This window comes from Bacillus sp. JJ1764 (assembly GCF_036962145.1).
GTDB lineage: Bacteria > Bacillota > Bacilli > Bacillales > Cytobacillaceae > Neobacillus.
Window position 1 is genome coordinate 9336 of the sequence record NZ_JBALNY010000026.1, and the last position, 13755, is coordinate 23090.

Below are 13755 nucleotides of genomic sequence, written 5' to 3' on the forward strand. Positions count from 1 at the left end.
ATTCCCAATCCTGCCCCGGAACCGCTTCCGTTTACTGATCCATTACCACTTCCACTTCCACTTCCAGAGCCACTACCGCTTCCATTCCCTGCTCCACTTCCCGACCCATTTCCACTCCCTGAGGCGGTGGTTCCATTACTGTTATTCCCGGAATTACCTGATGATGTGGATTGATTTCCTGATTGATTATTATTGGTTGATTGATTTCCAGGTGATTTAACAGCCGTTTGGTTTGTGAGCCCGAGTTGATTCGTTAGCGATGCAGCACCTTGTTGTAAGGCCGATTGTGCTGCTGCTAAATCGTTAAGCTCTCCTTCTACTGACAATGCATCCTTTAATTGACCAGCCAACTCTTTTAGTTCTTTCTCTGTTAATGGCTTTTCTGTGCCGGTAAGTTTACTAAGAGCTGATTTTTGCTTTTCAGATAAGCGAGTGTTCTCATTATTTAAACGTTGCAGTTCCTTGGTAAGAGCATCTATGTCCTTTTGTTGCAAAGATTTTGCTAATTGGTTCAAGTCGCCATTCTTAAGTTGTTCTGTTAGTTGTTCTAATTTTTCTTGTTTTTTCTCCGCATTTATTGCTTTTAATTCGAGTTCTTTTTGCATCTTTTCAATTTCTCGCAATGCTTCTTTCGGGGTTTCTGCTTTGGCAAGTGCTTCCCTCATCTGCTCTAGCACTTCTTTTTTTGCTTTATTAGTTTCTTTTTTCTCCTGTTTTTCGATTGCCTTTTCTGCCTTTTTTAAAAGCTTTTGCTCACTTTTCCGTTGTTCGGCTGTTTCAACGGTTGAATTCGGATTTGTATATAATGTCAAAGCCAATATTGCTAATAAAAAAGCACTTAGCAGCCATTTTGGAAAAAATAGCTGCTTCTTTCTGTGTAGTACCCGCTCATGTTCTTTCTTCATTTTTGAAATTGTATCTATCAATTGTAATTGCTTTAATTCATCCTGTTCACCTAAAAATGATAGTGCTGTATTAACATGATCATCGGTCACAAAGTCGTTATAGACCTTCGCCGCATCTATCAATTGTGGTCGGTGGAACCACACGTAAACGATAACGGATAATAAGATTAATAGATCGACAGTTATGAGGATTTCACGGTAATTGGGAATCAACCAAATGCGTGCTGCTATCAAGAGCATGACAGAAAACCCCGTCGCCATCACAATGCCAATTTGCAAATTTCTCAGGAGTTTTTCTATCAAAAGCTGATGCTTAATCGGCAACAATAGTTTCATAAACTGTTTTTGATATTCCATTTCCTCAAATCCCTATCGTTTAACTTTCATACTTGGTCGAAGATTTTTAATACTAATTATGGTAATCACCAGAGTAATGACCCCAAATGAGAGGACATTTGCTGCCCATAATGGAAGGTCGGTCGAAATATTATCTGTTAGTTCACGGAATACAGTTGGCTCCAGAAAACTTAACATAATCATTACTGGATTAAGCATTGCAATTAAATACGAACCCATTCCGGGGTGAGAATTTCCATTCATTTGAGTAACGGACATAGATATTAAAAATAAAAATGCTGTGCCGGCCGTTAACAACAATGTCACTCCATAAGTGCAAATCATCGATATAATCGTTTTTCGAATCAACGTTGAAAAAAAGATACCAATACTGCCAAAAACAAGAATCGTAAAGGTATAATAAGCCAGATTGACTAATACTTGTATCGGTGAAATCCCTCCAAATAGGAAGACGATACAATAGACAGGCAAGCTTGCGACAATCATCAATAATAAATATGAAATCGAGGAAAGCAGCTTCCCAAGAATAATGCTGGTTGAACTTTGATTGGTCGTCAGTAAAATATTCAAGGTTTGTTTTTCTCTTTCTCCACTAATTACACCAGCGGTTAATCCTGGTGTGATAAACAAGATTAACCCTAATTGAATAAACGATAGTAAAATAAACATATTCCGGCTTTGATCCGGCCGAAAGAGACCCATCGGGGAATTTTGCCTTTCCAAATAGATGAATCCAATAATTAAGACAATCAAGGCAAGCAAATAAAAGGATAGACCCAAAATACTTTTTATGGAACGGAATCGTAATTTAAATTCTTTATTTAACACAGGATTCAATAAGACGTTTTTCATGGTTAATCCACCCCTTTCGTAATCTCCATAAAGATATCCTCAAGATTACCTTCAAGTTGCGACATACTGATAATCGGGACCTCATGTTGCAATGCTTGTTTTAGGAGCAAGTATTGATCTTCATCCGTCCCTTTAAACAAAAATTGCAATGTTTGATTTTCTTCCACTTTAAGTTGACTGATTAACGGATTATCCTCAAAAAACTGTACCGCTTTTTCAATATCACGGTAAACCTTTACTATCATTACTTTTTCACCTTGTAGTCGCATTTGAATCTCAGAGACGGCTCCCTGGGCAACCAATTTCCCCTGGTCAATAATACCAATCACATCACACATCTCAGCCAGCTCAGGCAAAATATGAGAGGAAATCAAGATCGTTTTTCCCATTGTTTTTAGTTCCTTAAGGATTTCCCGCATTTCCACCCTGGCACGCGGGTCCAGACCAGAAGCCGGTTCATCAAGTATCAATACTTCCGGGTCGTGGATTAGTGATCTGGCTAAACAAAGTCTCTGTTTCATTCCCCTTGAAAGAACATCTACATAGTCATCCTGTTTATGGTTTAAATTGACTAACTCAAGTAGCTGTGGAATTAATTTCGCCCGCTCATTGGCTGTAATTCCATAACTGGCCCCATAAAAATCTAAATATTCTACGGCCTTTAGTTGATCATAGACACCGAAGAAGTCAGGCATATAGCCAATTTGACTCCTGACATCTTTCGATTCTTTAGAAATATTATAGCCGTTAATAAAGGCAGTTCCCGATGTGGGGGCTAAAAGCGTTGCCAATATGGAAAATGTAGTTGACTTCCCTGCACCATTTTGGCCAACAAACCCAAAAACGGTCCCTTTCTCAATCGAAAGATTTAGGGAATCAAGTGCAGTAAACTTTCCATATGTTTTGGTTAAATCAATGATTTCTATCATGGTTGGATTTCCCCCTTTACAATCACAGTCGGCAACGTCACAGTCGGATTACCTTGTCCGGTTTTTAGCAGTTTTATAGTAATAGTTCCTTGTGGGGATATATATTGATTAAGATTTTCCTTAAAAACTACTTTTGTATTATCTATTGGGATGAAATCCCCTGTTGTTTGGTTTAACAAGGAGAAGCTCACATTGCCTGACTTTGCATTGAAGGCTAATTCCTTCAGCACTGCTTTTCCACCTAAAACCTGTTTCGGCAATTCAAGCACATAATCATATTCTCCATCATCCAACTCTACCTGTTTGGAAGGACCGCGATCATTAATGATACTACCGCGAACGACATTTAAATGTGTATTGAACATTTCATTCTTAATCGTAAATGGACCTGAAAGCTTGGATTCAATATTTGCAGGCTGGCTGATTAAACTATAATTCGAATTGATCGACTGTTTACCGCTCAAGTTCACGTTTAGAATTTGATCTTTTGTATAACCCATTAGTATCGGTTGATTCTCTGTTTGAGCATTGTCGTATAAGTAATCAATAACAAGGGACTCCATTCTTTCTTTTTTCATCTTCATAATTTGAACTTTGGATGAAGGCGGCTGATAGTTATATCCGTAATTATAAGGAGCTGATAAATAGTCCTGTTTCAATTCTTTCTTTACGGTAATAGTTCCACCTTGCTTTAAAGAACCCAGATCTATTTTTTCTCCGCCTGACCAGAGAATTAGATCGTCAAAATCATAAGGAAATTTGTTGATAATTTCCCCTGACAATTGTTTTCCATCATAGGAAAGTTGTAAATCAAACTTCCCCTTTTCCTGTACAGTAGCTGATCCAATATAGGATCTTGTTGACCAATATTCGACATTTGGAAAGATGATTCCCTGTTTGCCAAGTTCCTGAATGGCTCTCTTATTCTCATTTTGATTGTAGGAAAAAGAAACCGGTGCTCCATTGAACTTCCCATTTCCATAGTCGATTTCATAGTCTCCACTCGTATTTGATAATAAAGTGATTGCCTTAATGCCTGTCAAATAACCATCCCCAGCAATATAGGCCTCCATTTGGTTCAACTGCGGTTTGCTGATTCGATCCTTTGCTCCAACTCCAAATATCCCCGCTGATGAAACGATTGAAACGACAGCTATCAGCCACCAGGCATGCTCGCGTTTATCCAGTTTCTTTAACAAGAAATATAGAAGCGGTGCGACGACCAATAGATAAAGGAATAGGATCAGAGCAATTTGTCCAATTGAGAATTGGGAGGATGGAAAATACTCGTTAACATCAGCAAATTCATTTGCCAACATCTCAAATACATTTTGGTATCCCTTTGCATTTTGATGTTGCACTATATTAGGCTGAACTATATTTGTTGAAAACCATTCCCCATAGCCTTTCCAAGACGATAACGGCTCATCACCGATAGAAAAGGCCGTTTGCCAAATTTCACCGGTTCCTAATTTTCTATTAATAACTAGCGGTTTATCGCCGATTTTCAACTCTGTTTTTGACTCTTTCGCCACCTCACCAATGAATACCGGTAACCTTGTAAAGGGTTTATCAACATTAGGGTTTGATGTAAAACTACTAGCTGCTTCAACCTGATCTTCTTGGTCCATCTTCATGGGAAGCATAGAGTAAATACTGCTATACGACTGGCTTGCACTCGGTGTCCCTCCGGCAATTAATATTCCTCCACTTTTCACCCAATCGATAATAGCTTCTCGCTGTAACTTTGTTAACTTCGATAGCTTGAATTCATCAATGATTAACAAATCCAATGCTTCCAATCCTAACTCGTTTTCCGGAAGATTGGTTTCGTTTAAAATAATCGTTTCATTCTGCACATTAGGAAGCACCTTTAACTCTTTTAATCGATCAGGACTATCACTTAACATACCAATAACTGTGCTTGCTAGATCAATAAATTTTGGCTTCAATGTTTTCGGCCCTATGTAATCAATTTCCTTGCCATTCTTCCAGCTTCCTTTATATAAGAAAATCGTCCGCTTATTTTGCCCGTTGTAGTAAAATTCCTCATTTGACCCCGGTAAAGTAATGGAATAAGTTTTTTTACTATCCTTCGGTAACTCAACAGGGACTACTTGAGAACCGCTGGAATTATAGGTGGGCGAAAATTGAAATAATAAGTCTCCGGAAAAATCCGCCCCGGTATTTTCAATGGTTACTTGGACTGGAAATCCTGCCCCAGTTTTAACCTTTCCATCAAAACCTTCATCAAGGGTTATTCTTATTTTTTCTGTGGCTGCATGGGCAGCCGGTATAAACAATCCTAGTAAAACAAAACTACTGATAAATAATAAAAAAAGTATTCTCTTTGCCACTCTTACCCCTCCTGTAAAAACCTATCCTTATATAGACGTTATAAAATAAAAAAACCCTTCAATATTTTAAAAAAACTTCCAATTGCCACATAAAAACCAATTATATAACTTATTTTCAATAAATTACCATTTTTTGATACTTCTATGGTACTATTCTTTTGGTTATAGGAAAAAGTAACTAGAGGAGGATGAATATGTCACGTATAACAAAATGGGCCTTAGGAAATAGGGCAGCCATAAGTTTAATGACAGTCCTGGTTTTGTTGATGGGCATTGTCAGTTATTTTACGTTACCAATGGAATTTTTGCCATCGGCAGACAATCCACAGGTAAGCGTGGTAGTAATGGGTCAGGGAACAGACTCAAAAACAATGGAAACAGAAGTAACAAAACCAATCGAGATAGCTGTTGCGGGGGTAAAAGGCAAAAAGAATATTTTTTCAACAACTGGTGATGGGTACTCAAAAATAGATATCAATTTTGATTCTAAAACTGATATGAAAGAGGCCAAGCAAGAAGTCCAGGAATCCATTAGTACCCTTTCATTACCGACAAATGTATCTAAACCAACGATAGTTCAATTAAACACCTCCATGATCCCAATTGCAGATGTAGCAGTAACCTTTAAAGATGGTCTAACTCCAGAGAATTTAAAACTTGCACAAGAAAAAATAATTCCACATTTTAAAGACATAAAAGGGATTGCTTCCATTCAATCATATGGAATGTCCAGTTCATACGTCTCAGTAAAAGTTGATAATGAGCTATTGGCTCAAAAACAGGTTCCTTTGCAGAATGTAATGACTGTATTGCAAGGACAAAATAATGCAGTGGCAGTTGGCGAAAAAACAATTCATGGAAAAGATAGTAATATTAAAGTAATTGGCAATATTGATAGCCAAGATAAAATTAAAAATTTGAATGTTATACCGGGCGTAAGTCTGAAGGATATTGCTAAAATTGAGGTACATAAACCGGAAGATACATTGACTCGGGTTGACGGATCGGATGGATTAATCTTAATTGTTACAAAGGATAGCCAGTCTAATGCCGTCACCATTAGCAAAGCACTTCGAAAAGCAACAAAAGAGTTAAACAAGAAATATAATCAAACCGAAACAAGCGTAATCTTTGCCACAGCAGATATGGTCGAAAAATCAGTATCCTCAATGATGAAGGAAGTACTAGTGGGCGCATTGTTTGCTACCATCGTCATCATGTTATTTTTACGGAACATTCGCTCAACATTTATTACGATTGTCTCTATCCCATTATCACTGGCGTTCACGTTGTTCTTATTGGCGCGATCCGGTGTAACATTAAATATTTTAACATTGGGAGGAGTTGCTGTCGCTGTTGGACGTTTAGTGGATGATAGTATTGTAGTAATTGAAAACATTTTTCGAAAAATGCAAAATGAAAAGTTTTCTGTACAATTGATCATTGACGCAACAAAGGAAGTATCTTCGGCAATCACTGCCTCAACACTAACAACAGTTGCAGTATTTTTACCAATTGGTCTCGTTAATGGCGGTCTTCAGGATTTCTTGATGCCTTTTGCCTTAACGTTGACTTATTCTTTACTTTCGTCCTTAATTGTTGCTCTAACTGTCGTTCCGTTAATGAGTTCTGGCTTATTGAGAAAAGCTAAACTCAAAGAACATCAACCATCCATTCGTTTTATGAAATTTGTAACTTGGTCACTCAATCATAAATGGGTTGTGTTAACTTTATCATTATTATTATTCGTTGGGTCCATCGGTGTGTATTTTAAAATGCCAAAAGGAACAGTCGATAATTCGTCGGCTGAGTTTGTAGCGGTAGAGCTGAACTATCCGAATAACACTCCAATTGAAAAAGTAAAAGAAGGAACTTTGGAGCTTGAAAAATTTATCTTAGAGCAAAAAGAGGTTAAAACAGAATTTACCTTGCTCGGTAATAATGCAGATGCCGCGAAATTTGGGGAAGTGGGGTCTCCTACAAAAGCAACGATGAATATTATTCTAAAGAATAAAAAAGATACTGATAAAGTGATCAGAAAAATGAATGCGAAAAAGAATGAATTCTCTAATGCTACTCTAACTGCTGGTGCCGCATCACTTACTAGTACAGGTTCCCCGCAAATTACAATTGATGTAGTTGGAGACCAAATAAAGGACTTAGAAAAAGCTTCTCAAAAAATCAAAGAATCGATTAAAGGCATTAAGGGTATTGAAAAAATCGCAACAAATGAAGAAGACAAAAAGACTGTTTATTCATTAGAGGTTGATCCTGCAAAAGGAAATACTGTTCAATTATCACAGCAGCTTTCCGTTATGCTGAATAAAACGCCAATAGGTACAATGAATCTAGATGACCAGCAAAGCATGGTTTATTTGGAGCCGGTATTAGACCCTAAATCACCGGAAGACTTGAAAAATATCCCGATCATGACTGCAACAGGGATGGTGCCTATTTCTAATATGGCGAGCTTACATGTCGAAGAAAAACCGTCCAACCAGTTTCATAAGGATGGGGACCCATATATCCGGATTATTGCTACAGTAGATGCAAAAAAACTATCCGATATTTCTTCTGAAATAAACAAAAAGATATTTGGAGATAAAAAGGACAATAAAGGGTTGAAGCTCTCTGATGGTGTTGAAGTACTGGTTGGAGGGGCAAGTGCGCAACAGGCGGACGATTTCACAGATTTATTCATCACTATGGGCGTGTCAATCGGAATCGTTTTCTTAATCATGGTCATTACCTTTAAAACGATTCGTGCGCCGATTTCTATCATGTTTTCATTGCCTTTGGCAGCAGTCGGAGCGATCCTTGGTTTATTAATTAGCAGAATAACCGTTGATATTACAGCTCTTCTTGGTGCTTTAATGCTGATTGGAATAGTTGTAACAAACGCAATTGTTCTTTTAGACAGGGTGAAACAAAACGAGAAGACCATGATAATCAGAGATGCGCTGGTTGAAGCAGCAGCCATCCGGATGAGGCCGATTCTTATGACAGCCGTGGCGACCATTTCTGCCATGACTCCACTATTATTTAAGAAGGCTGAAACTGGTAACCTTGTGTCACAAAGTCTTGCCATTGTCGTCATTGGCGGTTTGGCCATTGCAACATTATTGACGCTTGTCGTCATTCCGGTTGTTTATGAATTATTTCATTTTAAAAAATCAAAAAAACAAAGGATGAGGAAAGACCAAACTACCCATTTGTCCGTTTAATGTATTAGTGCTTTAGTCATGAAAATATCTTGCACATGAATTTATTAAAAATCATGTGCATTTTTTTCTGGTTTTTACTCTTAAAAATTTCCCATTTGCGGTAATATAATAGTTGAATTGAATCATTAGAAATAATATTAAATATGAGAAAACTTGGAGGGGAACAAATTTGGATTGGAAAGAAACAGCAGAGAGTTGGATTCGATTTTCAGAATTAGATGGAGAATTAAAAGCTCTTTTAGAAAAGATGAAACATGATGATAAGATCTTGGAAGAAGCGTTTTATAAAAATTTAGAGTTTGGTACCGGAGGAATGCGTGGAGAAATCGGTGTAGGCACGAACCGTATGAACATTTATACCGTCCGGAAAGCTTCAGCTGGTTTGGCCTCATACATAGAAGACCATGGGGAAGAAGCAAAAAAACGCGGAGTGGTTATTGCGTTTGACTCACGCCATAAATCTCCGGAATTTGCCATGGAAGCAGCCAAAACTTTGGCAACAAGAGGCATTCAAACATATGTATTTGATGAGCTAAGACCAACACCGGAATTATCATTTGCTTTAAGACATCTACATGCATTTTCTGGAATTGTGGTTACAGCTAGTCATAATCCTCCTGAATATAATGGTTACAAGGTATACGGTTCAGATGGGGGACAGCTGCCTCCTAAAGAAGCCGATATAGTGATTGAGAAGGTTAATTCTTTTAAGAATGAACTATTGATTGAAGTTGAAAGTGAAGAAGCTTTACGTGCCAAGGGATTAATCAAGACGATCGGCTCTGAAATTGATCAAGAATATATTGAAAAATTAAAAACAGTATCTGAAAATCCGAACCTTGCCAAGGAAACAGATTTAAAGGTTGTGTTTACACCCTTACATGGAACCGCAAACAAGCCGTTAAGAGCTGCTTTTGCCGCATTAGGATATGACAATGTTACTGTAGTTAAAGAACAAGAAAGGCCGGATCCTGAGTTTTCAACAGTGAAAAGTCCGAATCCAGAAGAGCACGCAGCGTTTGAATTAGCCATCCGTGACGGTAAACAAGTGGGAGCTGACCTTTTAATTGCGACAGATCCTGATGCTGACCGTTTAGGCATAGCTGTTCTAAATCCTGAGGGAGAGTATGTCGTGCTAACAGGTAATCAAACTGGTGCTTTACTGCTCGACTACATTCTTTCTCAGAAAAAGAAAAAAGGCACCTTGCCACAAAATGGAGCTGTATGTAAAACGATTGTAACATCTGAATTAGGGCGGAAAATCGCTACTGCATTCGAATTGGAAACCGTTGATGTATTAACTGGATTTAAGTTTATCGCTGAAAAAATTAAACTATATGAAGAAACGAGCAGCCAGACGTTCTTATTTGGATATGAAGAATCCTACGGCTATTTAATCAAGGATTTTGCTAGAGATAAAGATGCTCTCCAAGCTGCTCTATTGGCAACAGAGGTTTGTGCTTTCTATAAGCAGCAGGGAATGTCGCTTTATGAAGGGTTGATGCAAGTATTTGAAAAATACGGCTTTTACCAAGAAGGGCTCCGCTCTTTAACGCTAAAAGGAAAAGAGGGAGCAGAATTGATTCAGCGCCTCTTGACTTCATTCCGAAATGATTCACTGGAAAAGCTGGGGACATTAAACACAGCCATTGCTGAAGATTACTTGACCAGTATTCGTAAAACAGCAAATAGCGAAGAAAAAATTGATCTACCCAAATCCAATGTTTTAAAATATATCTTCGAGGACGGAACTTGGGTATGTCTAAGACCATCAGGTACGGAACCAAAAGTTAAATTTTACTTTGGCGTTAACAGTAATAGTCTTGAGAATAGTAAAAATAAGCTGCAGGAAATTGAAAAGGATTTTATGGATCTCGTAGAGCGAAAATTACAAGAGGTTCAACAATAAGGAACATAGAAACACACGGCTTTATTCAAGCCGTGTGTTTTTTTGGTGGAATTCTATAGGCCCGGTTGTTAAAAAGTGCCACAGCAATTTTGGTATTCACTTGTCAGTTTAGGAAAGACTATACATCGGTAACTCATCCGGATCGGTGTCGATGTTTTCGTTAGCATGGTCAATGTAACGAAGTAGGCTGTAAAGTTTCTTTTCGATAACAGAATAGTCGCGTTCAAAATTATAAGCATGCAGGAAATGCTCAATTTTTTTTGATAAAAAATGGTCTGATGTTCGAACCATTAATATTAGCAAATTATCCCATTCTGATCGGTGTGTATAATACAACGCACGATCATAATCCCATTTGTTCATTTAATCTCTCCTCCTTATTAGGAGTTGTGATTATTGTATGACATTCTCGAAAGAACTTTCACAGAAAATGTTGTCACCCACTTGTTAAGCGGTTTTCAACTTTTACCTGTATATTTTGGAGGAATTTATGATTAGACCATTTGTTTTATTACTGATTTTTACTTTATTTTCAACAGAAGTAGCAGAAGCTAACATAGTCAAATTCAATAAGCCTTATACATTTGATGTAATGGAACGAGACCTTGCGAAAATAAAGGGTAAATACAATATTGAGGTAAAATCAATAGGTTCTAGTCATTTTGGAAGGGAAATTTGGGCAGCCAAACTGGGAGAAGGGAAGAAACAAATTGTATGTATCGGTGCTCATCACGGGCGAGAATGGCTGACCAGTATGATCTTAATGAAAATGCTTGAAACATATGCCTCTGCCTATAGTAAAGGAGATAAGGTCGGATCGGTCTCTACAGATATTCTTGATGAAGTATCAATTTGGTTTATTCCCATGCTTAATCCTGATGGTGTAACGATTCAACAGAATAGGTTAAGCGAATTTCCAATAGCTCATCAAAGAAGGTTACAAGTAATGAATGATGGATTAAGACGTTTTAACAGGTGGAAAGCTAATGGAACCGGAATAGATTTAAATAGGCAATACCCTGCTGGTTGGAAGCAGTTAGACGCAGGTCCATCCCATTCGTACTACCAGTACTATAAGGGAATCAAACCACTAGAAGCCAACGAAGTAAGGGCTTTAACAAATTTTATAAAGGAAATTAATCCATCTATTGCTGTTGCCTATCATACGGCAGGAAGAGAAATCTTTTGGCATTACCATAATGGAAGACAAACCTTCCGCGATTATTTCATTGCTAAAAAAATCTCCAGGATTACGGGTTATAAATTGTCTAAACCTAATTATGAAGCAGTCGGTGGCGGATTTACTGATTGGTTTATAACCAAGTACCATAGACCAGCCATGACCATTGAAATAAGCTATTTAGTCGGAGAGACAAGTCCGCCCTTATCTGTGTTTTTATCAGAATGGAAACGTAATAAATTAGTCGGTTTAACCCTGGCAGAAGAGGCAAGAAAACTTTCGCCATAAGAAGTTTCCTATCATCTTGTTTCATCATTCGTGAATTTTCCTCATACATTGTGTTAAGAGGAAAAGGGGGAATGGCTGATGAATGGGGAAGACCAAAAAGCGCTTGATTACGCCATCAAAGAGATTACTGAAATTGCTACCGGCTTTGGCCTCGATTTTTATCCAATGCGTTATGAAATTTGTCCCGCAGAAATTATTTATACCTTTGGAGCCTATGGTATGCCAACCCGGTTTTCACACTGGAGCTTTGGAAAGCAATTCCACAAAATGAAACTTCACTATGATTTGGGACTTAGCAAAATTTACGAATTAGTTATTAACTCAAATCCATGCTATGCCTTTTTATTGGACTCTAACACATTAATCCAAAACAAACTTATAGTCGCCCACGTATTAGCCCACTGTGATTTTTTCAAAAACAATGTTCGTTTTCAAAATACGAAACGTGATATGGTGGAAAGCATGTCAGCGACAGCAGAACGAATTCATCAATATGAAATCCAGTATGGGAAAAAGGAAGTGGAACGATTCCTAGATGCGGTATTATCCATAGATGAGCATATCGATCCTTCCTTGATGAGACCCAAATTAACATGGTCCCTGGAGGATGAAGAAGAAGAGAATGAGAATCCGCGTTCAGCTACACCATATGATGATCTTTGGAAGCTAGATGATAAAGATAAGAAAGACAAAAAGCCGGCAAAAAGAAAGAAATTTCCGCCTCGGCCAGAAAAGGATATATTATTATTTATTGAATCGTACAGCAGAGAGCTGGAAGATTGGCAACGCGATATATTAACGATGATGCGTGAGGAAATGCTTTATTTTTGGCCACAGCTTGAGACTAAAATCATGAACGAAGGCTGGGCGTCATTCTGGCATCAAAGAATCTTACGTGAAATGAATTTAACAAGCGGAGAGGCTATTGAATTTGCAAAATTAAACGCAGGTGTGGTGCAGCCTTCTAAGACCGGAATTAATCCCTATTACCTTGGTCTGAAAATACTGGAAGATATAGAAGAACGTTATAATAATCCTACGGAGGAAATGAAAAGGCGCGGAGTGAAACCTAATTCTGGACGGGAGAAACTTTTCGAAGTACGAGAAATCGAATCCGATATCTCATTTCTGCGCAATTATTTAACCAAGGATTTAGTCATGCGTGAGGATATGTATTTATTCCAAAAGCAAGGCCGGGATTACAAGGTCGTGGATAAACAATGGGAGCACATACGTGATCAATTGGTCAACATGCGTGTCAATGGCGGATTCCCTTACATTACCGTCAATGATGGTGACTATATGAAGAATGGAGAATTATATTTAAAACATTGGTTTGAAGGCGTTGAACTGGATGTGAAATACCTGGAAAAAGTACTGCCATATATACATCAGTTATGGGGCAGACCCGTTCACATGGAAACAGTCATTGAGGAAAGGAATATGCTCTATTCTTACGATGGTAAGGCAGTTCATCGTAAATATTTATAAGATAAAAAAGGCTATCCCCCCTTGCGCGGATAGCCCTTTTATTTTCTGATTTCTCTAAGATAAGGTTTAAGAACAAGTTGGGAGCCAGAGCTGTAGGAACAGTCTTTCATGAGATGTATGAAGGACAAATTGGAGGCCGGAGCTGGAGGAACAGTCTTTCATGAGGTGTATGAAGGACAAATTGGAGGCCGGAGCTGGAGGAATAGTCTTTCATGAGATATATGAAGGACAAATTGACTGCCGGAGCTAGGGGAACAGTCTTT

9 protein-coding genes are annotated in these 13755 nt (G+C 38.1%); 4 read left to right on the forward strand and 5 right to left on the reverse strand.

Annotated features, from left to right (window positions below):
• From V7083_RS04040 to V7083_RS04055, 4 genes are all read right to left on the reverse strand, one after another.
• On the reverse strand, positions 1-1262 hold a 1262-nt coding region (locus tag V7083_RS04040; protein WP_335475634.1), incomplete at its 3' end, for a hypothetical protein.
• A 12-nt stretch (positions 1263-1274) separates the two neighbouring features.
• A complete protein-coding gene (locus V7083_RS04045; protein WP_335475636.1) occupies positions 1275-2114 on the reverse strand; it encodes an ABC transporter permease in 840 nt (279 codons plus the stop codon).
• 2 nt (positions 2115-2116) lie between these two features.
• Complete coding sequence (locus V7083_RS04050; protein ID WP_335475638.1) at positions 2117-3043, reverse strand: ABC transporter ATP-binding protein; 927 nt, start codon at positions 3041-3043, stop codon at positions 2117-2119.
• Entirely contained in the window at positions 3040-5400 is a 2361-nt protein-coding gene (locus V7083_RS04055) for a hypothetical protein (RefSeq protein ID WP_335475640.1), read from the reverse strand. The genes V7083_RS04050 and V7083_RS04055 overlap by 4 nt, the downstream gene beginning before the upstream one ends.
• A gap of 194 nt (positions 5401-5594) precedes the next feature.
• On the opposite strand from V7083_RS04055, the gene V7083_RS04060 reads away from it, so the two are divergent.
• Both V7083_RS04060 and V7083_RS04065 read left to right on the forward strand, forming a co-directional pair.
• Positions 5595-8624: an efflux RND transporter permease subunit gene (locus tag V7083_RS04060; RefSeq protein ID WP_335475642.1), complete on the forward strand. Its 3030-nt coding sequence runs from the start codon at positions 5595-5597 to the stop codon at positions 8622-8624.
• Between the two features lie 169 nt (positions 8625-8793).
• Entirely contained in the window at positions 8794-10533 is a 1740-nt protein-coding gene (locus V7083_RS04065; protein WP_335475644.1) for a phospho-sugar mutase, read from the forward strand.
• A gap of 108 nt (positions 10534-10641) precedes the next feature.
• On the opposite strand, the gene V7083_RS04070 is transcribed toward V7083_RS04065, so the two are convergent.
• The gene (locus V7083_RS04070; protein WP_335475646.1) at positions 10642-10896 is read right to left on the reverse strand and encodes a YhdB family protein; all 255 of its coding nucleotides are present in this window, start codon (positions 10894-10896) and stop codon (positions 10642-10644) included.
• Between the two features lie 127 nt (positions 10897-11023).
• Here V7083_RS04070 and V7083_RS04075 point away from each other — a divergent pair, with 127 nt between their 5' ends.
• Both V7083_RS04075 and V7083_RS04080 read left to right on the forward strand, forming a co-directional pair.
• Positions 11024-12001 (forward strand): M14 family zinc carboxypeptidase, encoded by a 978-nt coding sequence (locus V7083_RS04075; RefSeq protein ID WP_335475648.1) that lies wholly within the window; start codon positions 11024-11026, stop codon positions 11999-12001.
• 78 nt (positions 12002-12079) lie between these two features.
• Complete coding sequence (locus tag V7083_RS04080) at positions 12080-13492, forward strand: SpoVR family protein (protein WP_335475650.1); 1413 nt, start codon at positions 12080-12082, stop codon at positions 13490-13492.
• Positions 13493-13755: the final 263 nt, after the last annotated feature.